A 23,536-nucleotide genomic window follows, 5' to 3' on the forward strand; every position below is an offset into this window, starting at 1 on the left:
GCTTCGGTGCGCAGCGGGTTGATCTCGGACACGGCGCCGACGAATGTGGTCTTGCCGACGCCGAAGCCCCCGGCCACCACGATCTTCGCGGAGGTGGTCTGCGGTCTGTCGACGCCCGACCGGGCGCCTGCGCCGTCAGAGCTTGCGAAGTCCACTGAGCACCCTTTCGAGCAGTGTCACATCCGGCGTACCGCCGGTCTCTCCATTGCCGGGCTGGTGGATCGCCACCATGCCCGCCTCCGCCAGGTCGGCGACGAGGATCCGCGCCACACCGAGCGGCATGGACAGCAGGGCCGATACCTCGGCCACGGACTTGACCTCGCGGCACAGCTGGCAGATCCGCTGGTGCTCGGGAAGCAGGGTCGCCAGGTGGGCGGGGTCGGCGGTGGTGCTGACCAGGGCCTCGATGGCCAGCTGGTAGCGCGGCCGGGTCCGGCCGCCGGTCATCGCGTAGGGACGTACCAGCGGCTGGTCGCCTTCCGAGTACGACTGGTCGCCGTACGAATCGGGGTAGGCGGGGGGCGGGGTCATTGATCCTCCGGGCTGGACAGCAGTGGTCAGTGCCGTCTGATGGGGCCGGTGGGGGGCGGTGGCTCGGCCGGACGGGGGTACTGCTACCTCTCCTGCGGATCCTGACCGGAGGAAAGGGCGGGGACGGGGAACCCCTCGGTCCCCCGGCCCGCAGTACCGGCCGGCCGGGGGAGGTGACGGTTACATGAGAAGACTTCCTTGCAGTTCCGCGCGGAGGTCCGGGGTGAGGACGTTTCCGGCGCGGTCGACGAGGAGGGCCATCTCGTAGCCGACGAGGCCGATGTCGCACTCGGGGTGTGCGAGTACGGCCAGCGAGGATCCGTCGGAGACGGACATGAGGAAGAGGAATCCCCGGTCCATCTCCACCACCGTCTGGTTCACGGGGCCGCCCTCGAAGATGCGGGAGGCTCCCGCGGTCAGCGAGGTCAGTCCGGAGGCCACGGCCGCCAGCTGATCAGCGCGGTCGCGCGGGAAACCCTCGGACATCGCCAGAAGAAGGCCGTCGGCGGAGACCACCACCGTGTGGGACACCCCGGGGGTGTTGTCCACGAAGTTGGTGATCAACCAGTTCAGGTTCTGCGCCGCCTGGCTCATCGGGCTCAACTATCGCTCCTGCTGGTGAGAAGGGCCGCCGATGCGGTAACTACCGGTCGCCGGGCCGCCGTTGCCGGCCTGACGGCCCTGCTGGATGCCGCGACGGAGATTGGTGAGCCGGCCACGTACGTCATCGGGCGCACGCGATACCTGCGGACCTGACTGGGCTGCCTGCTCCTGTGCGGTTCCAGCGACAAGGTTGGCCCGCGGAACCCGCTTGGGCAAACCGGAGGTGGTGATACCGCCAGCTGCGGGCTGGCGGATCCGCTCGGCCTGACGGCCCAGTTCGTCGTTGGGCGACTGGCGCCAACTCACGGTCTGGGTGCTGCCCGTGGCGGTCAGCGCGTCACCAGCGGGCTCCCGGCGGGCCGGGGGCTGTGCAGCCGGTGCCGTGTGGGGCGGCGTCGGCTGTGGTGCGGACGGGGCCTGCGGTGCGTACCCCTGCTGGCCCTGCCGGGCGGCCGGACCACGCTGCTGGGCCGAACCTCCCTGGCCGTGCTGCCAGTCTGACTCCAGGCCGTCGAAGAGCGGCGTGCGGCCGTCTCCGGTGTTCTGGGCCGGCGGTAGTGCCTCCGACTGACGGGCCGGCACGGGAGCGAAGGACGAAGACTCCTGCGGGGAGCGCTGAGGCGCCTGCGGCAGGTCCGGCTGGTTGCCCTGGCCCTGCTGGGGGTAGCCAGCACCCTGGCCCGCCGCGGGGCGCGGGGCTCCGAAGTCCGGCCGGGCGAAGTGCCCGGTGGCCGCCGGGTCCTGGGCTCCGAGGTCCGGCCGGGTGAACTGCCCGCTCGTCGAAGGATCCAGCGGACCGCGTACGTCCGGGCGTTGGAACTGACCGGTGGTGCTGTTGCCCTGCGGGGCGGGCGCCCCGTACTGCGGGCTGGGGAACTGTCCGGTGGTCGAGGGGTCCAGCGGACCGCGTACGTCCGGGCGTTGGAACTGACCGGTGGTGCTGTTGCCCTGCGGCGCCGGGGCGTTGAAGTCCGGACGCGGGAACTCCGCAGTGGCTGCGGCCTCCGGGCGGTCGTCATGGCCGCGCGGAGCGTCTGCCCCAGTGCCCCAGCTGGTGGTCTGCGGAACCTCACCCGGCAGTTCGGCACGCTGGCCGCGCGGCGGCAACTGCCGCTCCTGCGGAGCCTCGGGGGCCGCAGCCTGAGTCGGCACCGGTGCGGCCGGCGCCTGCGGGCGCTGGAAGGCGTTCGGGTTGGGGGCGCCGAAGCCGCCGCCCTGCCCGTCGGGGTGCTTCCCGCCCTGGCCGGACTGACGCCCGCCAGCCGGGGCCGGGGACTGGCGGTCCTGGGGGGCGTTGAGCGGGCTGTCGGCGCCGAAGGCGTTGCCGCCGCCGAACCCGCCCTGGCCGCCGGGTCCCTGCGGACGGGCCCCGCCGTCACGGCCGGGCAGCGCGGCTCGCTGCCCGCCGCTGGGGACCTGGCCGCGTGCGGCGCCCGCGCCGGCGGCGAGCCTGCTGGCCGCCGAACCCTGCGGCGCGCCGCCGGGCCGGGGACCGGCCGGCGCCGGCTGCTGCCCGCCGGGAACGCCGGCAGCCGGGGTTGCGGGACGCTTGCCGCCCTGTGCCACGTCCACGGGGAGCATGACGAGTGCGGTGGTGCCGCCCGAGTCGGAGGGACGCAGCTGGATTCGGATGCCGTGTCGCAGGGACAGGCGGCCGACCACGAACAGGCCCATGCGTCGAGAGACGGACACGTCCACGGTGGGGGGCGAGGCGAGCCGCTCGTTGATCGCGGCGAGGTCCTCGGGGGAGAGGCCGATACCCGTGTCGTGGATCTCCACCAGGACCCGCCCGTCGGGCAGGGCGTGGCCGGTGACGCGCACCTTGGTCTGGGGGGAGGAGAACGAGGTGGCGTTCTCCAGCAGCTCGGCGAGCAGGTGCACGAGGTCGTTGACGACGCGTCCGGCGACCTCGGTCGCGGGGACCGAAGCCAGTTCGATGCGCTCGTACTGCTCCACCTCGGAGGCCGCGGCGCGCAGCACGTCGACGAGCGGCACGGGGCGGGTCCACCGGCGGCCCGGCTCCTCGCCCGCGAGGACGAGGAGGTTCTCGCCGTTACGGCGCATGCGGGTCGCGAGGTGGTCGAGCTTGAAGAGGGACGACAGCTGGTCCGGGTCGGCCTCGCGCGATTCGAGCTCGGAGATGAGCGAGAGCTGACGCTGGATGAGGCCCTGGGAACGCCGCGAGAGGTTGGTGAACATCGCGTTGACGTTGCCCCGGAGCAGGGCCTGCTCGGCGGCCAGTCGGACCGCCTCGCGGTGCACGTCGTCGAAGGCCGCGGCCACCTTGCCGATCTCGTCCCGGGTGTTGATGCCCACGGACTCCACGGAGGTGTCCACGTCCTGCGGGTCTGCCTCGGACAGCGCCTTGACGAGCTCCGGCAGCCGGTCCTGGGCGACCCGGGTAGCGGTGTCCTGGAGACGGCGCAGCGAACGGATCATGGAGCGGGCCACGACGAAGGCACCGACCAGCGAGACGCCGAGGACGAGCAGGATCAGCGCACCGTTGATGAGCGCGTCCTGCTGGGACTCGTTCTTGAGCTTGCGGGCTTCGATCTCCATGTCATCGAGCAGTTGGAGCTCGATCTTCTGCATGGCCCGGATCTTGTTGTCGTCCGCGTCGTACCAGTCCAGCCAGGAGCGGTCCTTCTCGCGAGGCAGCTGGCCGGTGTTGCTGAGGACACGCTTGGCGTACAGCTCGGCGCTGGCGATCTCGGTGTTGCCGCTACCCAACGTGTTGGTGAGGTCCTCGGCCCGGCCCTGATAGACCAGTTCGAAGGTCTGCATCGCCTGCTCTTCGTTCTCGTAGGCCGAGAGACCGTAGAGGCGATCGTTGTCGGAGAGGCTGCCGACCCGCTTGTCGTCCTTGGGAAGGGCGGCGGCGATGACGGCGCGCTGGATGGAGGCGTACTCCTTGGCGGCGGAGAACGCGGCCAACGCTCGGGTCCGCTTGATCATCTCCGGGCTGGAGGTGGCCTGCGCCATGTCCTGGGAGAGGCTGAGCAATGAGGTGATCAGGGAGTTGTACTCGCTGACCGTCCGCTGGGAGCCGCCCACGTAGGCGTTCTTGCGGGTTTCCTCGATGGTGCCGAGCTGGCGGGTGATCTGGACGATGTTTCCGCGGATGGAGTCGAGGGTCTCATCGCTCTCATCGCCGCCGTCGATGCCGTCCGTGGCACTGGTGAAGGAGGAGACAGCATCGTCAGTGGACGTGCGTACGCCCTTGACCAGGCTGGTGGAGGCGTTGCGAGTGTCGTTCGAGAGCGGTCCCGCGGTCCGGTCGCGCTCCTCCTGGAGCGCCGCGGCGAGCGCGGTGGCCTGCTTGGTCATCGTTGTCAACAGCTGCATGTGTTCCAGCTGCTGGATATCGCTCAACGACTCGCTGATACGGAAGCCACCCAACGTGGTGGCCGCCACCACCGGGAGCGCCAGCAGCGACACGAGTCGCGTGCTGATGCGCCAGTTCTGCATGGCCAGCCGGGAGCCGGGCCCTGAGGGGGCCTTGGGTATGGACTCGTCCTTACCCTTCTGCCCCTTCGCCTTGTCGCCGCCCGGCGCCATCTCCTGGGATCCGCCGGCGTTCTTGCCGGATTTTCCCTTGAGCCGGTTCTTGGCCTTGGGCTTCGCGGGTGTGATGTCGCTGTCGTTCGCGCCATTCGCCGCCGGCCCGTGGTTCTGGGCGTGCTGGGGCGAGGAGCCACGGTCGATCCCGCCGCGCGGCTCCTGATCCGCCGCAGCGCTGCCATCCCTCTTAAAACGTCCCTGCACTAGCGTCGCAACCTCTGGACCAGGCGCCTCCGCCGGGGCGGAGACGGAGTCGAGTCGTGGGGCACAGACGGCCCCTGGATGTGGTCGTCGGTGACCGGCGCGTCTCCCCCTGTCATCCGCCGCTTGGCGCGGAATTGCGCCCCCTGCGCGCCGGCTGATTTCCCGCGGCGGTTCCGAGGAATTCCAGCACAGTGCCGGATCTCCAACAAGGTCCGGGTATCGGCCGCGCCGAATTGTGACCGGTTGTGATCGCAAAGCTACCTGGCGTAGAAGGTGATCATGGATAAACCGGACCTTTTCTTACGAATCGCTTATGCGGGGTGGGTGTCCCAGTCGAGATGATCAGGAGCGGAATCGGGCATTCAGTGGCGCATTGTCCCTTTCCTGATGGTCGATCGACTGCCCGAAACGCCCGTAATGCCGGCGACGTCGTGAGCAAACTCACATCACTGGGGCCACTGGTTCCTCCTACCCGTCGGGAATCGGGTGTTTAGCCTGACGCTTTACAGCGACTCCCCATCCGACAACCGGCACCACCCCGGTGCCCGCATCCGACAAGGTCCCACACCTCAGATGAAGACGACGATGATGTTCCGCAACATAGCCAACCCGCGCCGCACCACCCTCGTCCACCTCGCGGACGCCGAGTCGCTGCAGTCGACGGAACAGCGGGATCACTCCGTCGAACTGCCCACCCAGACGGCCAACCCGCGCCGCACCGTGCTGATGCACGCCCCCGCCGCGCCGCAGGCGCAGTAACGGGGGAGCGGGGGCGGCCCCCTCGCCCGGGATAGCCTGGAGCGACCAGACTCCGGCCAGCTCAGTGAGGGGCAGACGCAACCCGTGCGCATCGCCAGGTTCTCCATCGACGGCAATGTCGCGTTCGGCGCGATCGAGGGGCAGGCCCCCGACGACCTCGTCATCGACATCATCAAGGGCATCCCGTTCGCCGACTTCGAGCTCTCCGGCACCAAGGTGCCGCTGAACAAGGTCCGGCTGCTGCCGCCCGTGCTCCCCAGCAAGGTCGTGGCCATTGGCCGCAACTACGCGGAGCACGCGGCGGAGCTCGGCAACGAGGTCCCCGAAGTGCCGGTCGCCTTCTTCAAGCCGTCCACTTCGGTGACTGGCCCCGGTGACCCCATCACCTACCCCAGCTTCTCCGAGGAACTCCACCACGAGGCGGAGCTCGCCGTCGTGATCGGGCGGATGTGCCGGGACGTGCCACGTGACCGGGTCAAGGACGTCATCCTCGGTTTCACCTGCGCCAACGACATCACCGCGCGCGACGTCCAGCGGCGTGAGAAGCAGTGGGCCCGGGCCAAGGGCTTCGACGGTGCCTGCCCGCTCGGCCCCTGGGTCGAAACGGGCATCGACCTGGCCACCGCCAACGACCTGGCCATCCAGTGCACGGTCAACGGCGAGCAGCGCCAACTAGGGCGCACCAGCGAGATGGTGCGACCGATCGAGGACCTGATCGTCCACCTCACCGAGGCCATGACGCTGCTCCCCGGCGATGTGGTCCTCACGGGCACACCGGCCGGAGTCGGGCCCCTCAACGTCGGCGACGAGGTCGCCGTCAGCATCGAAGGCATCGGCACTCTCACCAACAAGGTGATCACGCGTGGTTAACGGACCCGTCCGTGTACGTTTCTGTCCCTCACCGACCGGCAACCCCCATGTGGGCCTGGTCCGCACCGCCCTGTTCAACTGGGCGTTCGCCCGCCACCACGGCGGCACCCTCGTCTTTCGCATCGAGGACACCGACGCGGCCCGTGACTCCGAGGAGTCCTACGGTCAGCTGCTCGAAGCGATGCGCTGGCTCGGCCTGGACTGGGACGAGGGCCCCGAGGTGGGCGGTCCCCACGCCCCGTACCGGCAGTCCCAGCGCATGGACACCTACGCCGAGGTTGCCCGTAAGCTCCTCGACGCCGGTCACGCGTACCACTGCTACTGCACCACCGAGGAGCTCGACGCGCGCCGTGAAGCGGCTCGCGCCGCCGGCAAGCCCTCCGGCTACGACGGTCACTGCCGCGACCTGAGTGCTGAGCAGAAGGCCGGCTACGAGGCCGAGGGGCGGGCCGCGATCGTCCGCTTCCGGATGCCCGACGAGCCGATCACGTTCACCGACCTGGTGCGCGGCGAGCTGACCTTCACCCCGGAGAACGTGCCTGACTACGGCATCGTCCGGGCCAACGGAGCTCCGCTCTACACCCTGGTCAACCCGGTGGACGACGCCCTGATGGAGATCACGCACGTGCTGCGCGGCGAGGACCTGCTGTCCTCCACCCCGCGCCAGGTCGCGCTCTACAAGGCGCTGATCGAGCTCGGCGTGGCCAAGGCGGTACCCGAGTTCGGGCACCTGCCGTACGTCATGGGGGAGGGCAACAAGAAGCTCTCCAAGCGTGACCCCCAGGCCTCGCTCAATCTCTACCGCGAGCGCGGCTTCCTGCGCGAGGGGCTGCTCAACTACCTCTCCCTGCTGGGTTGGTCCTTCTCCGCGGACCAGGACGTCTTCTCCGTCGAGGACATGGTCGCCACGTTCGAGATCGCCGATGTGAACGCCAACCCAGCCCGCTTCGACCTGAAGAAGGCCGAGTCGATCAACGGTGATCACATCCGCATGATGGACGTGAAGGCATTCGCAGATGCCTGCACGCCCTGGCTGCGGGCTCCGCACGCCCCGTGGGCGCCCGCGGACTTCGACCAGGCCGCCTGGGAGGCCATCGCTCCGCACGCCCAGACCCGTCTGACCGTCCTGTCCGACATCACGGCCAACGTCGACTTCCTGTTCCTGCCCGAGCCGGTCTTCGACCAGCCTTCCTGGGACAAGGCGATGAAGGGCGACTCCGCGGCGCTGCTCGCCACCGCCCGCGAGAAGCTCGAAGCCGCGGACTGGAGCAGCGCCGACTCCCTCAAGGAGGCCGTCCTGGCGGCCGGCGAGGTTCACGGGCTCAAGCTGGGCAAGGCGCAGGCTCCGGTCCGGGTAGCCGTCACCGGACGCACGGTCGGCCTGCCGCTCTTCGAGTCCCTGGAAGTCCTGGGCAAGGAGCGCACTCTCGCTCGTATCGACGCCGCCCTCGGACGGCTCTCGGCCTGAGCTCCGAGGGCCCGTCAGCGGTCCCCACCAGCACCGAAGCGCCCGGAAGCCTGCTCGCCTCCGGGCGCTTCGCCGTATCGTCGAGTCCATGGCGATCCGCGCGGTGCTGTGGGACATCGACGACACCCTCTTCGACTACACGGGGGCCGACCGGGCTGGTATGACCGCGCACCTGGCGGCCGAGGGGCTGGCGGAGCGCTTCACCGACGAAGAGCAGGCGTTGGCGCTCTGGAGGGCTCACACCGAGGTGCACTGGGCCCGGTTCGCTGCCGGCGAGGTGTCCTTCGTGGACCAGCGGCGTGAACGGGTGCGGGACTACCTGGACCGCCCGGGCTGGTCGGACGCGGCGGCCGATGCGTGGTTCGACCGTTATATGGCCCGATATCGGGCCTCATGGGCGCTCTTCCCCGATGTGCTGCCCGCCCTCGACAGGCTCTCGCCGCTCTACCGGCACGGTGTGCTGAGCAACTCCAGCGCCACCAACCAGGATCCCAAGCTGCGGGCACTGGGGTTGCGGGAGCGCTTCGAGGTGCTCGTGTGCGCTGCCGAGATCGGCGTGAGCAAACCCGCAGCCGCCGCGTTCCTGGCCGCCTGTGAGGCCCTTGCACTCCCTTGCACGGAGGTGGCCTATGTGGGAGATCGCCTGGAAGTGGACGCACAAGGGGCCAGTGCGGCGGGTTTGACCGGGATCTGGCTCGACCGGGAGGGCGCGGGGGAGCGCGAGGCGGTGCCGGCGGGTGTACTGCGGATCACTGGACTCGCGCAGCTCCCCGGCCTGCTGGCCGGGGATACCCGTTTTGGAGCTCCGTCACCCATCCGGTAATGTTCTTCCTGCGCCGCCGGAGCGGGCCGAGAGGCCGGACGGAGGCGCCGCCCGAATAAGACCCCCGCAGGGGGTTGAATTTTGGTGGGGTATGGTGTAATTGGCAGCACGAGTGATTCTGGTTCACTTAGTCTAGGTTCGAGTCCTGGTACCCCAGCGCAGTGCTTTTGCAGTGCTTTGCCCCCGTTGTGTAGCGGCCTAGCACGCCGCCCTCTCAAGGCGGTAGCGCCGGTTCGAATCCGGTCGGGGGTACAGATCCTTCCCGCGAGATCTCCTGGGTCGCACCCGGATGCCTCGATGCAGGATCGCTAGGGCCCCCGTTGTGTAGCGGCCTAGCACGCCGCCCTCTCAAGGCGGTAGCGCCGGTTCGAATCCGGTCGGGGGTACTGGTCTAAACCACCATGGGCTATGGTGTAATTGGCAGCACGAGTGATTCTGGTTCATTTAGTCTAGGTTCGAGTCCTGGTAGCCCAGCGCAGTCGAGATCCTTTCGATCTGCACCCAGCAAGCCCCCGTTGTGTAGCGGCCTAGCACGCCGCCCTCTCAAGGCGGTAGCGCCGGTTCGAATCCGGTCGGGGGTACGCGTCAAGAAGGCCTTCCGTGATCACCACGGAGGGCCTTCTCGCTTTCCTTATGCGGGAGTTGCGGCCGGGACAGCAGAAGCGGCCAGGGGTGCCTGGGTGGACGGTTGCGGCGTCGAGGCACCCCCGGCCGCTGAACGCGGGCCAAAGGGGTCGGGTCAGCTAGGGCGGCGCAGGGCCTCGCTCAACCGACCGGCCGCGTCGATGACCGCTTGGGCGTGCATCCGTCCCGGGTGCCGGGTCAGGCGCTCGATGGGACCGGACACGGAGACGGCGGCCACCACACGGTTGGAAGGGCCGCGCACCGGAGCGGAGACGGAGGCTACTCCCGGTTCCCGCTCGCCGATCGACTGGGCCCAGCCGCGGCGGCGCACCCCGGACAGGGCGGTCGCGGTGAACCGCGCGCCCTGTAGGCCCCGGTGAAGTCGCTCGGGCTCCTCCCAGGCCATCAGGATCTGGGCGGCTGAGCCCGCCTTCATCGGAAGGGTGGAGCCCACCGGGACGGTGTCCCGTAGGCCCGAGAGTCGCTCGGCCGCTGCCACGCAGATGCGCATGTCGCCCTGGCGCCGGTAGAGCTGGGCGCTCTCGCCGGTGACATCGCGCAGGTGGGTCAGAACCGGTCCCGCCGTGGCCAGCAGTCGGTCCTCGCCTGCCGCGGCGGCGAGCTCCGCCAGCCGCGGGCCGAGGATGAACCTGCCCTGCATGTCCCTCGCCACCATCCGGTGGTGTTCCAGTGCCACAGCCAGTCGGTGGGCCGTGGGTCGTGCGAGCCCTGTCGCCGCGACCAGCCCGGCGAGGGTGGCCGGACCGGACTCCAGTGCGCTCAGTACCAGAGCTGCCTTGTCGAGAACGCCGACGCCGCTAGAGTTGTCCATGAAACGATACTCACGTCTCACTCTGTGAAACGCAAGTTCAATTTTCCCGCGAACTTGCGAACCTGGTGGGGCGGGCGCTGGGCAGCCCGTGAAAAGGGTCTCTAGTTGTGTCGGCAGTGCTGCCGGCCGGAGGGAAAGCGATGGGTAGGACACTCGCGGAGAAGGTCTGGGACGACCATGTCGTCCGGCGCGCCGAAGGCGAGCCCGATCTCCTCTTCATCGATTTGCACCTGCTGCACGAGGTGACCAGCCCGCAGGCCTTCGAGGGGCTGAGGCTCAGCGGACGCAAGGTCCGTCGCCTCGACCTCACCATTGCCACCGAGGACCACAACACCCCCACCCTCGACATCGACAAGCCCATCGCGGACCCGGTCTCACGGGCCCAGTTGGAGACCCTGCGTCGCAACTGCGCCGAGTTCGGGGTCCGGCTGCACCCCCTGGGCGACGTCGAGCAGGGCGTGGTCCACGTGGTGGGACCGCAGCTCGGGCTGACCCAGCCGGGCACCACCGTGGTCTGCGGAGACTCCCACACCTCCACGCACGGTGCCTTCGGCGCACTGGCCTTCGGTATCGGTACGAGCCAGGTCGAGCACGTCCTGGCTACCCAGACGCTGCCGCTGGCCCGCCCCAAGACCATGGCGATCACCGTGACCGGCGCCCTCGCCGAGGGCGTGACGGCCAAGGACCTGATCCTGGCGATCATCACCAAAATCGGTACCGGTGGCGGTCAGGGATACGTCCTGGAATACCGCGGCGAGGCCATCGAGAAGCTGTCGATGGAAGCCCGAATGACCGTCTGCAACATGTCGATCGAGGCCGGTGCCCGCGCCGGCATGATCGCTCCCGATCAGACCACCTTCGACTACCTGCACGGGCGGGACCACGCGCCCAAGGGCGCAGACTGGGACGCCGCCGTCGCCTACTGGTCGACCCTGCGCAGCGACGAGGACGCGGTGTTCGACGCCGAGGTCGTCATCGACGGCTCCGCACTGACCCCGTTCGTCACCTGGGGCACCAACCCCGGCCAGGGCGCACCGCTGTCCGCCAATGTCCCCGACCCTGCTTCGTACGAGGATGCTTCGGAGCGCCACGCTGCCGAAAAGGCCCTGGAGTACATGGGGTTGACTGCTGGCCAGCGGCTGCGTGACATCAAGGTCGACACTGTCTTCGTAGGTTCCTGCACCAACGGCCGCATCGAGGACCTCAGGGCCGTGGCCGAGGTCGTCGGGGGTCGCAAAGTCGCCGATGGCGTACGGATGCTGGTCGTTCCCGGTTCCGTACGGGTCGCCCTGCAGGCCGTGGAGGAGGGGCTGGACAAGGTCTTCAAGGAGGCCGGCGCCGAATGGCGGCACGCGGGTTGCTCGATGTGCCTGGGTATGAACCCGGACCAACTGGCCCCCGGCGAGCGCTCGGCGTCCACCTCCAACCGCAACTTCGAAGGCAGGCAGGGCAAGGGCGGTCGTACCCACCTGGTCTCCCCCCAGGTGGCCGCCGCCACTGCCGTGCTGGGGCACCTGGCTTCCCCCGCCGACCTGTCCGACACCCCTGTCACCGCCGGAGTCTGAGAACCATGGAAGCTTTCACCACGCACGTCGGCCGGGCGGTCCCGCTGCGTCGCAGCAACGTCGACACTGACCAGATCATCCCAGCGCACTGGCTGAAGAAGATCACTCGCGACGGGTTCGAGGACGGCCTGTTCGAGGCTTGGCGCAAGGATGCCGAGTTCGTCCTGAACCACCCCGAGCGCGCGGGTGCCACAGTGCTGGTCGCTGGCCCGGACTTCGGTACCGGATCCTCCCGTGAACACGCGGTCTGGGCACTGCAGAACTACGGCTTCAAGGCGGTCATCTCCTCCCGCTACGCCGACATCTTCCGTGGTAACTCACTCAAGAACGGCCTACTGACGGTGGTCCTGCCGCAGGAGACCGTCGACCGGCTGTGGGAACTGGTCGAGTCCGACCACACTGCGGAGATCACTGTCGACCTGGTGGCGCGACAGGTTCGAGCAGAAGGAATCGAGGCGGAGTTCGAGCTCGATGAGAACGCCCGCTGGCGACTGCTGGAGGGGCTGGACGACATCTCCCTCACCCTTCAGAACGAAGCCGAAATCGCCTCCTACGAAGCCTCCCGACCCGGCTTCAAACCGAGCACGACTCAGGCCTGATCAGCGGTTATCAGCCATTGGCCGACATCTGAACTACCCTGCACCCCCTGCCTTCCGGTAGGGGGTGCAGTCGTTTGTTGAGGCCCCATGAGGCGACAACTCGCCCCAGATGGCACAATCTGTGCATGGACCGCGACAGTCAACTCGACCTATACGAGCTGGTCGCGGACCGGCTGAAAGAAGCACACGCAAGGGTGCGCTCACTGCAAGTCCCGGAGGCGGTAAGGATGGCGCTGTCCCGGAAGCTGTTGGTCGTCACGTCCGCGGCGAAGCACGATCTCGCCGACGCGGCAAGGCGCCTGGACAGGTTGATGAAGGACCTCGATGAGGGTCGATTCCCTGAAGGCGACTGATGCGAAGGAACTGCGCAACGGCCTACGTCGTTGCGGCACTAGGGTGATTAGCCCGTTTCGTATTTGATTTGCGGTATATATCCGCCTAACGTGCGAAAAAGCTTGAACACATTGTTCTGGCAATGTCTCCGAAGGGGAAGACGTGAACAAGGCGCAGCTCGTAGAAGCGATTGCCGACAAGCTCGGTGGCCGTCAGCAGGCCGCAGACGCTGTCGACGCGGTACTCGACGCGATGGTCCGCGCAGTGGTCGCGGGCGACCGGGTCTCGGTCACGGGCTTCGGCTCGTTCGAGAAGGTCGACCGCCCGGCCCGGTACGCCCGGAACCCGCAGACGGGTGAGCGCGTCCGGGTCAAGAAGACCTCGGTACCTCGCTTCCGTGCCGGTCAGGGCTTCAAGGACCTGGTCGCCGGCACGAAGAAGCTCCCCAAGGGCGGCGAGGTCTCCGTCAAGAAGGCCCCCAAGGGCAGCCTTTCCGGTGGTGCTTCCGCCACTCGCACCACCACCAAGGCCGCGGCGAAGAAGGCCACCGCCAAGAAGGCGACCACCGCCAAGAAGGCCACCACCGCCAAGAAGGCGACGGCCAAGAAGACCACGGCGAAGAAGACCACCGCGACGGCCAAGAAGACCACGGCCGCGGCCAAGAAGACGGCGGCGAAGACCACCGCGGCGGCGAAGAAGACCACGGCGAAGAAGACCGCCCCCGCCAAGAAGGCCACCGCGAAGAAGGCGCCGGCGAAGAAGACCACGGCCCGTAAGACCACGGCCAAGAAGACCACCGCCAGGAAGAAGTGAAGAAGTAGCGCGGCCGGACATTCCGGCAGGGCCCCTCACGCGCCGGGCCGGGCTCCCCCTCGAACCACGGGGGTACCCGGCCCGCGGCGTGTGCAAGGCCGTTCTTGGGTACTCCGCCTCAGCTAAGGGCTGTCCCGTAATCCCCGGCGGGCGCACGGCGACAGCTACGGCACTTCGCTGCGTTGTCGGAACGCCCGAATACGCCCAGTATGGGGACGCCCCTCCGCCTTGCGATGCACCGCATCTGACGCCGTGCGCTGATCCACCGGGGATTACGGGACAGCCCTTAGTCGCCCTCACAGCGTCTGCAACGTGATCAGCGTGATCCGACGGTCCGCCGCCCAGGTGCCGGGGCCGTCGAGTTCGATGCGCACGCGCTGGCCGGGCCGCAACAGCCGCAGGCCGCCCGCGTCGAAGGCCGCGGCGTCGAAGGGCACCGGGGTGCCGTCGTCGAGCAGCACGCTGCCGCTGCGGGTCTCGGGATCGTACGTGTACGCGGTCGCCTGCATACCCGCAGCTTAAGGGCTCTTGGGCCCGCTCCGAGGGGCGTACCGTCGCAACGGCGGCGCCGCACCGTGCGACTGGAGCGCGGACCGGGGGGCGCCGTGCCGACGGCTCACCCCTCCGGGGCGACCGGAGCCTTCGGGAGCAGCGGGACGTCCGCGCCGCGGGCCACGGCGATCCGCTCGAACGCCGGGAAGAGGGTCGCGGTATGGGGGCCGAGGCCGAGGCGGGCCGCCGCGCTGAGGTCGCTACCGGTGTCGACGTCCCGGCGCACGCTCGCCACCCCCACACCAGGCAGTTCCACCGCGCCCGAGGCGCCGTGGCGCACCCGGGACGGCCCCCCGAACGAAGGTCCCAATGCGGAGCCGACGGTGGCGCACAGCAGCGTCGTGCCGATTCCCGCCGCATCCGGGAGGAAAGAGCGGCAGAATGTCGCGGCGCCATCGAGTGCGCGCTGCAATTCCGGGGGGCGAAGTGCCGGAAGATCCGCGTTCAGTGCCGCCAGTGCGCTACCCGGGCGCTCTCCCCGGACCCTTTGTGCCCCGTGAGTCAGCGCAGCGTTGAGTCCGGCCCCCGGCGTGTCCGCGAGGATGCGTGCCCCCAGCCGGGAGAGTTCCGACCCAGCCAGCGGATCGTCCGTGACGACCACCACATCCCGCACGCGGTCGCAGGCCAGCGCCGCGCTGACGGTGTCCTGTGCGAACGCCAGGGCCAGCAAGGGGCGGAGACGTTCACCCGCCGCCGCAGTCAGGCGACTCTTGGCCAGAGCGAGCGGCTTGAGCGGGATGACCAGGGTCCATGCGGTGTTCGTAGCGGCTCCCTTCCTCTTGGTCACGCTGCGGGCGCACGGGCCCCATTGTCGCCCCCGTGCTCTCCCGCCCCGTCAGGCCCCCGGTGGTGGCCGAGGCGTACGGTGTTCTCGACAGGGCGCGGGCCTGGGGCGAAACTTGTCCACCTGGTCCGGTCGGCCAGGCGCCCAAGGAGGGCGCCGGTCACAGAGGAAAGGTGTCCGAGTGTCCCGCCGCAGAATCGGCTTCTGGTACCGCCTGGCAGCGGCCATCGCTAAACCGCCGCTCGTGGTTCTGTTCAAGCGGGACTGGCGCGGAATGGAACACATTCCGGCCGACGGGGGGTTTATCACCGCCGTCAATCACAACTCGTATCTGGACCCGCTGTCCTATGCGCACTTCCAGTACAACACCGGTCGTGTTCCGCGTTTCCTCGCCAAGGCAGCCCTCTTCAAGGCGCCTTTCGTGGGCATGGTGCTGCGCGGCACCGGCCAGATCCCGGTCTACCGCGAGTCCACCAACGCGCTGGACGCGTTCCGGGCGGCCGTCCGCGCGATCGAACAGGGGGAGTGCGTCGCCTTCTACCCCGAGGGCACCCTCACGCGTGACCCCGACGTGTGGCCGATGCCGGGCAAGACCGGAGCGGCGCGGGTTGCCCTGATGACCCGCGCACCGGTGGTGCCGGTGGCCCAGTGGGGTGCCAACCTCGCGATGCCCCCCTACGCCCGGGAGAACAAGCTCCAGCTCTTCCCCCGCAAGACCCTGAAGGTGCTCGCCGGGCCCCCGGTGGACCTGTCGGCCTTCTACGACCGTGAGCCGAACGCGGAAGTCCTCAAGGAAGCCACCGAGGTCATCATGACCGCCATCACCGAGCTCCTGGAGGAGTTGCGGGAGGAGAAGGCGCCCGCCGAACCGTACGACCACCGCCGAGCCCGCTCGGAACAGCGACGCAAAGCCGCAGAAGAGGGCACCTCATGAGTAGTTCCCACTCCCCGTCCCGCCCGGTGCGGGCCGCCGTGTACGGAAACGGCTCCTGGGGCACCGCCTTCGGCATGGTGCTGGCGGACGCCGGTTGCCAGGTGACCCTCTGGGGCCGGCGCCCGGAACTCGTCGACGCCATCAACAGCGAGCGGACCAACCCCGACTACCTGCCGGGCCTTGAGCTGCCTGACGGGTTGCGGGCCACCACCGATCCGGCGGAGGCCGCCGAGGGGGCGGACTTCACCGTACTGGCCGTGCCCTCGCAGAGCCTGCGCACCAACCTGGCCAACTGGGCGCCGCTGATCCCGCAGGACAGCGTCCTCGTCTCCCTGATGAAGGGGATCGAGCTCGGCACCGCTAAGCGGATGAGCGAGGTGATCGAGGAGGTCGTAGCGAAGAGTCCGTTGGGCGGCACGCCCGATGAGGTCAGATCGCGGGTCGCCGTCGTCACCGGCCCCAACCTCGCCCGGGAGATCGCGGCCCGGCGCCCGGCGGCGTCGGTGGTCGCCTGCGCCGACGGGGAAGTGGCCCGGCGGCTCCAGGCGGCCTGTCACACCGCCTACTTCCGCCCGTACACCAACACCGACGTCATCGGCTGCGAACTCGGGGGAGCGGTCAAGAACGTCATCGGTCTGGCCGTGGGCATCGCCGACGGCATGGGGCTCGGGGACAACGCCAAGGGCTCTCTCATCACCCGGGGCCTGGCCGAGACCACCCGACTGGGCCTGGCCATGGGCGCCGACCCCTTGACGTTCTCCGGTCTGGCCGGGCTCGGGGACCTCGTGGCCACCTGTTCCTCGCCGTTGTCCCGCAACCACACCTTCGGCACCAACCTCGGTCGCGGCATGACGCTGGAGGAGACCATCGCGGTCACCCGGCAGACCGCCGAGGGCGTCAAGTCCTGCGAGTCGGTGGCGGATCTGGCCCGCAGGCATGGGGTCGACATGCCCATCACCGAAACCGTGGTCGAGATCGTGCACCAGGGCAAGCCGCCCGTGGTGGCGCTGAAGGAGCTGATGTCGCGCAGCGCCAAGGCCGAGCGGCACTGAGGGGCGCCGGCGCGCCCGGCGCCCGGGGTCTGACGCACCGCGTCCAAGGACGGAGGGCCCCTTCGTCCTTGGACGCGTGAAGGCCGCTCCTACGACGTGGCGGGGTGGCGCGGCCGTCGTCGTTGGTCCGCCGTTGAGGAAGGCAGGGCGCTCGGTCCGGGCGGAAGGCACCGCACGCGGTGGGCGGTACGGGCCGCTCCTTAGGCGGAATTCCCCCTTCCGGGAAGTGTCTGATCAGGCGTACGACCCGGTACCCTCGTGGCGATATGAGCAGCGAGAACCTCACCCAGAGCCCTGAGCAGCCGCACCACAAGCCGCGCGTGGCCGTCGTGTTCGGCGGGCGCAGCTCCGAACACGCCATCTCGGTCGTCACCGCCGGTGCCGTGCTGCGGTCCATCGACCGCAGCAAGTACGAGGTGCTGCCCATCGGCATCACGATCGACGGCCGCTGGGCCCTGACCGCCGACGCTCCCGAGCAGATGGCCATCGCCGACCGGCGACTGCCGAGCGTGGAGGACCTCGCCGAATCCGAGGACGGCCGAGTGCTCCTGCCGGTCGACCCGGCCAGTCGGGAGGTCGTCTACACCGAGCCCGGCGCCGTGCCCAAAGCCCTCGGTGACGTGGACGTCGTCTTCCCCGTCCTGCACGGCCCCTACGGCGAGGACGGCACCCTCCAGGGCCTCCTTGAGCTCTCCGGCATCCCCTATGTCGGCGCCGGTGTCCTCTCCTCGGCGGTCGGCCAGGACAAGGAGTACATGAAGCGGATCTTCACCTCCTTCGGCCTGAAGGTCGGGCCCTACCTGGTGATCCGCCCCCGTGAGTGGGAGCACGACGAGGCCGGGGCACGCAGGAGGATCGTGGACTTCGCAGGCGAGCACGGCTGGCCGCTGTTCGTGAAGCCCGCCCGCGGCGGTTCCTCCATGGGCATCTCCAAGGTCGAGGGCCTGTCGGACCTGGACGAGGCCATGGAAGAGGCCCGAGGGCACGACCCCAAGATCCTCATCGAAGCGCTGGTGCGTGGCCGTGAGATCGAGTGCGGGGTGCTGGAGTTCGAGGACGGCCCACGGGCCTCGGTCCCGGCTGAGATCCCGCCGGTCAGCAGCCACGACTTCTATGACTTCGAGGCCAAGTACATCGACTCCGCCACCGGGATCGTGCCGGCGCCGCTCACCGCGGAGCAGACCGCGCAGGTGCGCCGCCTCGCGGTCGAGGCCTTTGAGGCGGCCTCCTGCGAGGGCCTGGTGCGCGCGGACTTCTTCCTCGACGAGGAGGGCGAGTTCGTCATCAACGAGATCAACACGCTCCCGGGGTTCACCCCGATCTCCATGTACCCCCGGATGTGGCAGGAGAGCGGGATCGAGTATCCGGAGCTGGTGGACCTGCTGATCCAGGCGGCGTTGCGGCGTTCCACGGGGCTGCGCTGAGGGGCGCTCCGACGCCGTGACCGCCAGGTGCGTCGCCGATCGCGATGGGCCCGAGCGCGCCTGAGGTCACGGCGCGGCCTCCCCTGCGACCAGGGCGAGGAATCCGGTCCCGTCCAGCCGTTCGTCTCAGAGGCTGGACGGGACCGTCTTCTTGACGGCTTCCGCGAGGTAGGTGAGCGCACCCGCGTCGGTTGACCCCCTTGGCAAGGTGACCTCGACGTACGCCTCGCGATATGTGCTGGTGAAACGGTGTGTGCCGGCCGGCTGCCGCTCGACGAGCCACTCGACCCCGTTGACCGCGACGGCGTCGGCGTTCGGATCGCCCATCTTCTCGGGCCGAGTCACCCCACAACGCAGTACGATCGCCGGATCACCCCACCCGGCGGTGAGGTCGGACACCGGCTCGGGGTCACGCTGCTCCTTGCCGGCAATGCTCCTCGGTAGTTGCTTGTGCAGCGCGGCACAGATCTCGACGATCTCGGCCGGCGGGTCCAACGGAGGCTCCACATGGGCGCGCGCCGCCGTGGTGGTGCCGCCGCCGCAACCCGTGAGGGCGAACAGTGTGCAGACGACGGCAAGGGCAGGCAGCTGGAACGGCCGGCGGCGAGATGGAGTCACCGGCCCAGACTAGACGGGGCTAGAGATGGACGACCGGGCAGGTCAGGGTTCGGGTGATGCCCTCCACCTGCTGCACCCTGGCCACCACCATGCGGCCGAGTTCGTCGACGGTGTCCGCCTGTGCGCGCACGATCACGTCGTACGGTCCGGTGACGTCCTCCGCCTGGATCACCCCGGGGATCTTGGAGATGGTTTCGGCGACGACCGACGCCCTTCCCACCTCCGTCTGAATGAGGATGTACGCCTGTACCACGGAACCTCCAGGGCGGCCACAAGGATCATTTCCCCTACCTTGGTCCCCTACCTTTGGTGGGGGAAACCCAGGCACACCAGGGGATGCCTCCGGGGAAGGAAGGGACGCCACGGTACCGCGTCGCCGAGCTCCTGGGGGAGACCCTTCCCGGCTCCGGGGCGGGGATATGCCACGGGCACGACCCAGGAGGTCGGCCGGGTGTACGGAGAGCAGAAGTTGACTTGTCTGTTGACGGTACCTACAGCAGTGACCGCTCGCGACCGCAAGCGCACTGGGGCAGAAGGGGCACAGCGATCATGAAGGGCACTGTGGGTGAGCTGGGGGAGTTCGGGCTCATCAGGGAGCTCACCTCCAGGCTCACCTCCACGCCGGCGGTGCGGCTGGGACCGGGTGACGACGCCGCGGTCGTGACCGCGCCCGACCGCCGGGTCGTGGCGAGTACCGACATCCTGCTCGAAGGCCGGCACTTCCGCCGGGACTGGTCCACGGCCTACGACGTCGGGCGCAAGGCCGCCGCTCAGAACCTGGCCGACATCGCCGCCATGGGCGCGGTCCCGACCGCCCTGCTGCTCGGCCTCGTCGTACCGGCCGAACTGCCGGTCACCTGGCCCACCGAGCTCATGGACGGGCTCCGCGACGAGTGCCAGGTAGCCGGCGCCGCGGTGGTCGGCGGCGACGTCGTGCGCGGGGACACCATTACCGTGGCCATCACCGCGCTCGGTGACCTGCGTAACCACGAGCCGGTGCTCCGCTCCGGTGCCCAACCCGGCGACGTGGTGGCCGTCACCGGCTGGCTCGGCTGGTCCGCGGCAGGCTTCGCCGTGCTCTCCCGCGGGTTCCGCTCGCCCAGGGCCTTCGTCGAAGCGCACCGCCGGCCGGAACCGCCGTACCACGCCGGCCCCGCCGCCGCCGGCCTCGGAGCCACCGCCATGACCGACGTCAGTGACGGCCTCGTCGCCGACCTCGGACACATCGCGGAGGCCAGCAAGGTGCGGATCGACCTGCGGTCTGCGGCCATCGACATCCCCTCGCAGATGAACGACATCGGCCAAGCCGTCGGAATCGACCCGCTCCAGTGGGTCCTCACCGGAGGCGAGGACCACGCGATCGTGGCCACCTTCCCGCCGGAGGTGAAGCTGCCCGCGCGCTGGAAGGTGATCGGCGAGGTACTCAACCGCTCCGCCCTGCCCCAGGTGACCGTTGACGGCGCACCCTGGACCAGTACCGGAGGCTGGGACCACTTCGGTGAGGAGATCGAGGACGGTAGGACGTGAGCCGGGTCCCCCCGCGGTGCCTGACCGTGGCCGGCTCCGACTCCGGTGGCGGAGCCGGCATCCAGGCCGACCTGAAGACGATGCAGGCCCTTGGTGTGCACGGGATGAGCGTGATCACCGCCGTCACGGCGCAGAACTCGACGGGCGTGTACGGCGTATGGGAACTGCCGACCGAGGCCGTGACCGCCCAGTACCGCGCTGTGGTCGACGACATCGGCGTAGGGGCGGTCAAGACCGGAATGCTCTCCTCCGCCGCGCTCGTGGAAACCGTGGCCGCCCTCGTGGCCGGCACCCAAGCCCCCGCGGTCGTCGATCCGGTGGGGGTGTCCAAACACGGTGATCCGCTGCTCGCGACCTCAGCGGTGGAAGCGGTCCGCGCGCTCCTGCTGCCCGCGGCCACCATCGCCACCCCCAACCTGGACGAGGTGGCGCAGTTGACCGGCGTACGGGTGGATGCCGAATCGGACATGCGGCGGGCAGCCGAGGCGATCCTGGGCCTGGGCCCGCGCTGGGCGCTGATCAAGGGCGGCCACCTCGCCGCTCACCACCAGGCCGTGGACCTGCTCACGGACGGAGACACCGAACACTGGCTGCGAGCCCCCCGCCGGGACAACCGCCACACCCACGGCACGGGCTGCACACTGGCCAGCGCCATCGCTGCCGGACTGGCCAAGGGCAGTTCGGTGCCCGAGGCGGTCGCCGGGGCCAAGGAGTACGTCACCGGCGCCATCGCGGCGGGCTTCCCCCTGGGTTCGGGCATCGGACCCGTCAACCACGCCTGGCAGTGGGAGGCCTGACCCCAGGAGCGGCGCGGAACCCGTAGGTGGAGACTGTGCCCCAATCGCCGCGGACGGTGGGCCGGACAGGAAAAAAGAGCCGGCCCACCGAGGTGGACCGGCTCTTTCGGCAACCGAGAAGGGCTGCGCTACGACGGGAGCGTCAGCGCGAGACCTTGCCGGCCTTGATGCACGAGGTGCAGGCGTTGAGGCGCTTCGGCGTCCCACTGACCACGGCACGAACACGCTGGATGTTGGGGTTCCAGCGACGAGACGTACGGCGGTGCGAGTGCGAGATGTTGTTGCCGAAGCCCGGCCCCTTGCCGCAGACGTCGCAGTTGGCAGCCACGGGTCACTCCAAAGACTTCAGATGCACTTACAGTGAATTCCCGGCACGCCGGGATCGAAATCGGTGGCTTGCCGGGGGTATGACCCGGCGAGAGCCGGGCAACCGGAGCAGCATACAACGCCTGCTCCTGTTACTAAAAACTACCATGGCTCCTCCGGCCCCCGCCCCAGCAGCCAGTCCACCGTCGTTACGCTGCGGTGCAGACCAGCCGACGCGAAGACGTAGAAGTGAGGAACGCCCGGTGCCGCACGCCCTGGACGCCGACGTGGTGCGAGAGTGGACCGCCCTGGCGCTGGTGGCGCTCGGCCGGGCCCGCGGTGAGATCGACGCCATCAACGTCTACCCGGTCGCGGACGCGGACACCGGAACCAACCTCTACCTGACCCTTGAATCGGCCGCAGCCGCCGTCGAGGCCGTCTTCAGCGCCCAGCAAGCCCCGCGTGCACCCGGTGTTCCCTCGCCCGAGGAGGCAGTGGGGGCTCTGGCCCACGGCGCCCTGATCGGCGCCCGCGGGAACTCCGGCACCATCCTCGCCCAACTGCTGCGCGGCATGGCCGAGGAACTCGCCGTCGAGCCCGAGAGCCCCGACCCCGCCCCGCAACTGGCCCGCGCCCTCAGCCGGGCCGCGAAGTCCGCCTACCGGGCGGTCGCCCACCCCGTCGAGGGAACCGTGTTGACCGTCGCCCGGGCCGCCGCCCGGGCCGCCGAGGCCGAGGCGAGCGCGGGTGCCGTCACCCCGGCACAAGTGGCCCGCGCCGCCTTCGACGGCGCTGAAGAAGCCCTGGCCCAAACCCCCTCCCAGCTCGCCGTACTGGGTCGGGCGAACGTGGTGGACGCCGGGGGCTACGGACTTCTCGCGGTGCTCGGCGCCCTCGTGGAGGCGCTCACCGGACAGCCACCGCAACTCCCCTCGCTGGCCGGTGCCCGCACCCGACCCTTGCGCGAGCCCGAGTCCGAGGGCTGTGGGACACAGGAGACCACCGAGCCAGACGGCGGCCCCGCCTTCGAGGTGATCTACCTCCTGGAGGCCGCCGACGAGGCCGTCGACCGGCTCCGCAACCGGCTCGACGACCTCGGCGACTGCTTGGTCATCGTGGGCGGCGACGGGCTGTGGAACGTCCACGTCCATGTTGACGACCCCGGTGCGGCCGTCGAAGCCGGAATCGAGGCGGGTCGGCCGCACCGCATCCGCATCACCCACTTCGGGGCCGCCGCCCGGCTCCGGCCGCCGGCCGAGCGGGTCCAGCGCGCGGTCGTCGCCGTGGTGCGCGGAGAAGGCCTCTCCAGCCTGTGCCGGGAGGCCGGCGCGACCACGGTCCCGGCCCGCCCCGGGGAGCAGCCGGCCAGCGGAGAACTGGTGGACGCGATCCGCCGGGCGCACGCCCGTGAGGTCGTCCTGTTGCCGAACGACCCCGAGCTGCGTCACGCCGCCGCAGCAGCTGCCGAGCAGGCCCGTTCCGAAGGAATACGGGTGGCCCTCATCCCCACCCGGTCCGCCGTACAGGGCCTCGCCGCGCTCGCCGTCCACGATCCCGAGGGCAACTTCGACGAGGACGTGGTCACCATGACCGCCGCCGCCGGCGCCACCCGCTACGCCGAGCTGGCCGTGGCCGAACACCGCTCCTTCACCTCGGCCGGCATCTGCCAGGCCGGCGACGTCCTCGGGCTGATCGACGGTGACGTGGCGGTGATCGGTGCCGGCCTCGCCTCGACCGCCGAGGCCGTACTGTCCCGGATGCTGGGCTCCGGGGGGGAGCTGGTCACCTTGGTGCTGGGTCCCCAGGCCCCGCAATCGCTGGCCGAACGCCTGGAGCGGTACGTACGGGCCGGGCACCTGGCGGTGGACACCGTCACCTACCGGGGCGGACCGCATTCAGCGCCGCTGCTCATCGGCGTCGAGTAGGACCCGGCGGGGCCGCTGGCCGTGGCCCCGCG

The 23,536-nt window shown here is 69.5% G+C and carries 23 protein-coding genes, 5 tRNA genes and 1 pseudogene; 19 read left to right on the forward strand and 10 right to left on the reverse strand.

Features of this window, described 5'->3' with window-relative positions; genetic code table 11:
* The 4 genes and pseudogenes from ACFYMC_RS12135 to ACFYMC_RS12150 all read right to left on the reverse strand — a co-directional run.
* A pseudogene (locus tag ACFYMC_RS12135) lies at positions 1-155 on the reverse strand (ATP-binding protein); the annotation flags it as partial.
* On the reverse strand, positions 136-531 hold the full coding sequence (locus ACFYMC_RS12140; RefSeq protein ID WP_388522718.1) for a DUF742 domain-containing protein: 396 nt from the start codon (positions 529-531) through the stop codon (positions 136-138). The gene ACFYMC_RS12140 and the pseudogene ACFYMC_RS12135, both read right to left, overlap by 20 nt.
* A gap of 180 nt (positions 532-711) precedes the next feature.
* The gene (locus ACFYMC_RS12145; protein WP_388523073.1) at positions 712-1,125 is read right to left on the reverse strand and encodes a roadblock/LC7 domain-containing protein; all 414 of its coding nucleotides are present in this window, start codon (positions 1,123-1,125) and stop codon (positions 712-714) included.
* Between the two features lie 9 nt (positions 1,126-1,134).
* On the reverse strand, positions 1,135-4,899 hold the full coding sequence (locus tag ACFYMC_RS12150; RefSeq protein WP_388522721.1) for a nitrate- and nitrite sensing domain-containing protein: 3,765 nt from the start codon (positions 4,897-4,899) through the stop codon (positions 1,135-1,137).
* Positions 4,900-5,472: 573 nt separating this feature from the next.
* Between ACFYMC_RS12150 and ACFYMC_RS12155 the strand changes: the two genes are divergently transcribed.
* The 9 genes from ACFYMC_RS12155 to ACFYMC_RS12195 all read left to right on the forward strand — a co-directional run bounded on the left by ACFYMC_RS12155 (position 5,473) and on the right by ACFYMC_RS12195 (position 9,400).
* Positions 5,473-5,658 (forward strand): hypothetical protein, encoded by a 186-nt coding sequence (locus ACFYMC_RS12155; protein WP_388522724.1) that lies wholly within the window; start codon positions 5,473-5,475, stop codon positions 5,656-5,658.
* Positions 5,659-5,742: 84 nt separating this feature from the next.
* Entirely contained in the window at positions 5,743-6,528 is a 786-nt protein-coding gene (locus ACFYMC_RS12160; RefSeq protein ID WP_388522727.1) for a fumarylacetoacetate hydrolase family protein, read from the forward strand.
* A complete protein-coding gene (gene gltX, locus ACFYMC_RS12165; protein WP_388522730.1) occupies positions 6,521-7,996 on the forward strand; it encodes a glutamate--tRNA ligase in 1,476 nt (491 codons plus the stop codon). Before ACFYMC_RS12160 ends, gltX begins: the two co-directional genes overlap by 8 nt.
* A gap of 88 nt (positions 7,997-8,084) precedes the next feature.
* Positions 8,085-8,819, forward strand: a complete 735-nt coding sequence (locus tag ACFYMC_RS12170) for an HAD family hydrolase (RefSeq protein ID WP_388522732.1) — start codon at positions 8,085-8,087, stop codon at positions 8,817-8,819.
* A gap of 85 nt (positions 8,820-8,904) precedes the next feature.
* Positions 8,905-8,976 (forward strand) — tRNA-Gln (locus ACFYMC_RS12175).
* Positions 8,977-8,998: 22 nt separating this feature from the next.
* A tRNA-Glu gene (locus ACFYMC_RS12180) sits at positions 8,999-9,071 on the forward strand.
* Between the two features lie 61 nt (positions 9,072-9,132).
* A tRNA-Glu gene (locus ACFYMC_RS12185) sits at positions 9,133-9,205 on the forward strand.
* A gap of 16 nt (positions 9,206-9,221) precedes the next feature.
* A tRNA-Gln gene (locus ACFYMC_RS12190) sits at positions 9,222-9,293 on the forward strand.
* Positions 9,294-9,327: 34 nt separating this feature from the next.
* Positions 9,328-9,400, forward strand: a tRNA-Glu gene (locus ACFYMC_RS12195).
* Positions 9,401-9,558: 158 nt separating this feature from the next.
* Here ACFYMC_RS12195 and ndgR read toward each other — a convergent pair.
* Complete coding sequence (gene ndgR, locus ACFYMC_RS12200) at positions 9,559-10,275, reverse strand: IclR family transcriptional regulator NdgR (protein ID WP_388522734.1); 717 nt, start codon at positions 10,273-10,275, stop codon at positions 9,559-9,561.
* A 140-nt stretch (positions 10,276-10,415) separates the two neighbouring features.
* Between ndgR and leuC the strand changes: the two genes are divergently transcribed.
* The 4 genes from leuC to ACFYMC_RS12220 all read left to right on the forward strand — a co-directional run bounded on the left by leuC (position 10,416) and on the right by ACFYMC_RS12220 (position 13,585).
* On the forward strand, positions 10,416-11,840 hold the full coding sequence (leuC, locus tag ACFYMC_RS12205; protein ID WP_388522737.1) for a 3-isopropylmalate dehydratase large subunit: 1,425 nt from the start codon (positions 10,416-10,418) through the stop codon (positions 11,838-11,840).
* 5 nt (positions 11,841-11,845) lie between these two features.
* The gene (leuD, locus tag ACFYMC_RS12210) at positions 11,846-12,439 is read left to right on the forward strand and encodes a 3-isopropylmalate dehydratase small subunit (protein ID WP_388522740.1); all 594 of its coding nucleotides are present in this window, start codon (positions 11,846-11,848) and stop codon (positions 12,437-12,439) included.
* A 125-nt stretch (positions 12,440-12,564) separates the two neighbouring features.
* A complete protein-coding gene (locus tag ACFYMC_RS12215; protein WP_388522742.1) occupies positions 12,565-12,792 on the forward strand; it encodes a hypothetical protein in 228 nt (75 codons plus the stop codon).
* A gap of 142 nt (positions 12,793-12,934) precedes the next feature.
* Complete coding sequence (locus ACFYMC_RS12220) at positions 12,935-13,585, forward strand: HU family DNA-binding protein (RefSeq protein ID WP_388522745.1); 651 nt, start codon at positions 12,935-12,937, stop codon at positions 13,583-13,585.
* 296 nt (positions 13,586-13,881) lie between these two features.
* On the opposite strand, the gene ACFYMC_RS12225 is transcribed toward ACFYMC_RS12220, so the two are convergent.
* Positions 13,882-14,094 (reverse strand): hypothetical protein, encoded by a 213-nt coding sequence (locus ACFYMC_RS12225; RefSeq protein WP_388522748.1) that lies wholly within the window; start codon positions 14,092-14,094, stop codon positions 13,882-13,884.
* 107 nt (positions 14,095-14,201) lie between these two features.
* On the reverse strand, positions 14,202-14,924 hold the full coding sequence (cofC, locus tag ACFYMC_RS12230; RefSeq protein ID WP_388522750.1) for a 2-phospho-L-lactate guanylyltransferase: 723 nt from the start codon (positions 14,922-14,924) through the stop codon (positions 14,202-14,204).
* A 178-nt stretch (positions 14,925-15,102) separates the two neighbouring features.
* Here cofC and ACFYMC_RS12235 point away from each other — a divergent pair, with 178 nt between their 5' ends.
* From ACFYMC_RS12235 to ACFYMC_RS12245, 3 genes are all read left to right on the forward strand, one after another.
* A complete protein-coding gene (locus ACFYMC_RS12235; protein WP_388522753.1) occupies positions 15,103-15,855 on the forward strand; it encodes a lysophospholipid acyltransferase family protein in 753 nt (250 codons plus the stop codon).
* Entirely contained in the window at positions 15,852-16,907 is a 1,056-nt protein-coding gene (locus ACFYMC_RS12240; RefSeq protein WP_388522756.1) for an NAD(P)H-dependent glycerol-3-phosphate dehydrogenase, read from the forward strand. Before ACFYMC_RS12235 ends, ACFYMC_RS12240 begins: the two co-directional genes overlap by 4 nt.
* Before the next feature lie 266 nt (positions 16,908-17,173).
* Positions 17,174-18,331, forward strand: coding sequence for a D-alanine--D-alanine ligase family protein (locus ACFYMC_RS12245; protein WP_388522759.1), 1,158 nt, complete (start codon positions 17,174-17,176; stop codon positions 18,329-18,331).
* 126 nt (positions 18,332-18,457) lie between these two features.
* Here the strand turns inward: ACFYMC_RS12245 and ACFYMC_RS12250 are convergent, their stop codons facing one another.
* On the reverse strand, positions 18,458-18,949 hold the full coding sequence (locus ACFYMC_RS12250) for a DUF3515 domain-containing protein (protein WP_388522762.1): 492 nt from the start codon (positions 18,947-18,949) through the stop codon (positions 18,458-18,460).
* Positions 18,950-18,968: 19 nt separating this feature from the next.
* Positions 18,969-19,202 (reverse strand): Lrp/AsnC family transcriptional regulator, encoded by a 234-nt coding sequence (locus tag ACFYMC_RS12255; RefSeq protein WP_388522765.1) that lies wholly within the window; start codon positions 19,200-19,202, stop codon positions 18,969-18,971.
* A gap of 296 nt (positions 19,203-19,498) precedes the next feature.
* Between ACFYMC_RS12255 and ACFYMC_RS12260 the strand changes: the two genes are divergently transcribed.
* A complete protein-coding gene (locus tag ACFYMC_RS12260; protein WP_388522768.1) occupies positions 19,499-20,476 on the forward strand; it encodes a thiamine-phosphate kinase in 978 nt (325 codons plus the stop codon).
* On the forward strand, positions 20,473-21,273 hold the full coding sequence (gene thiD / locus ACFYMC_RS12265) for a bifunctional hydroxymethylpyrimidine kinase/phosphomethylpyrimidine kinase (RefSeq protein WP_388522770.1): 801 nt from the start codon (positions 20,473-20,475) through the stop codon (positions 21,271-21,273). Before ACFYMC_RS12260 ends, thiD begins: the two co-directional genes overlap by 4 nt.
* A 142-nt stretch (positions 21,274-21,415) precedes the next feature.
* On the opposite strand, the gene rpmB is transcribed toward thiD, so the two are convergent.
* Complete coding sequence (gene rpmB / locus ACFYMC_RS12270; protein ID WP_064070327.1) at positions 21,416-21,601, reverse strand: 50S ribosomal protein L28; 186 nt, start codon at positions 21,599-21,601, stop codon at positions 21,416-21,418.
* 145 nt (positions 21,602-21,746) lie between these two features.
* Here rpmB and ACFYMC_RS12275 point away from each other — a divergent pair, with 145 nt between their 5' ends.
* Complete coding sequence (locus tag ACFYMC_RS12275) at positions 21,747-23,504, forward strand: DAK2 domain-containing protein (protein WP_388522773.1); 1,758 nt, start codon at positions 21,747-21,749, stop codon at positions 23,502-23,504.
* Positions 23,505-23,536: the final 32 nt, after the last annotated feature.

It is taken from the genome of Streptomyces sp. NPDC006879 (assembly GCF_042869595.1).
Classification (GTDB): domain Bacteria; phylum Actinomycetota; class Actinomycetes; order Streptomycetales; family Streptomycetaceae; genus Streptomyces.

Bases quoted from the DNA above. Each gene is read 5' to 3' on its own strand.
- ACFYMC_RS12140 (WP_388522718.1), bottom strand. From the start codon at position 531: ATGACCCCGCCCCCCGCCTACCCCGATTCGTACGGCGACCAGTCGTAC.
- ACFYMC_RS12145 (WP_388523073.1), bottom strand. From the start codon at position 1,125: ATGAGCCAGGCGGCGCAGAACCTGAACTGGTTGATCACCAACTTCGTG.
- ACFYMC_RS12155 (WP_388522724.1), top strand. From the start codon at position 5,473: ATGAAGACGACGATGATGTTCCGCAACATAGCCAACCCGCGCCGCACC.
- ACFYMC_RS12170 (WP_388522732.1), top strand. From the start codon at position 8,085: ATGGCGATCCGCGCGGTGCTGTGGGACATCGACGACACCCTCTTCGAC.
- ndgR (WP_388522734.1), bottom strand. From the start codon at position 10,275: ATGGACAACTCTAGCGGCGTCGGCGTTCTCGACAAGGCAGCTCTGGTA.
- leuC (WP_388522737.1), top strand. From the start codon at position 10,416: ATGGGTAGGACACTCGCGGAGAAGGTCTGGGACGACCATGTCGTCCGG.
- leuD (WP_388522740.1), top strand. From the start codon at position 11,846: ATGGAAGCTTTCACCACGCACGTCGGCCGGGCGGTCCCGCTGCGTCGC.
- ACFYMC_RS12215 (WP_388522742.1), top strand. From the start codon at position 12,565: ATGGACCGCGACAGTCAACTCGACCTATACGAGCTGGTCGCGGACCGG.
- ACFYMC_RS12225 (WP_388522748.1), bottom strand. From the start codon at position 14,094: ATGCAGGCGACCGCGTACACGTACGATCCCGAGACCCGCAGCGGCAGC.
- ACFYMC_RS12240 (WP_388522756.1), top strand. From the start codon at position 15,852: ATGAGTAGTTCCCACTCCCCGTCCCGCCCGGTGCGGGCCGCCGTGTAC.
- ACFYMC_RS12245 (WP_388522759.1), top strand. From the start codon at position 17,174: ATGAGCAGCGAGAACCTCACCCAGAGCCCTGAGCAGCCGCACCACAAG.
- ACFYMC_RS12260 (WP_388522768.1), top strand. From the start codon at position 19,499: ATGAAGGGCACTGTGGGTGAGCTGGGGGAGTTCGGGCTCATCAGGGAG.
- ACFYMC_RS12275 (WP_388522773.1), top strand. From the start codon at position 21,747: ATGGCTCCTCCGGCCCCCGCCCCAGCAGCCAGTCCACCGTCGTTACGC.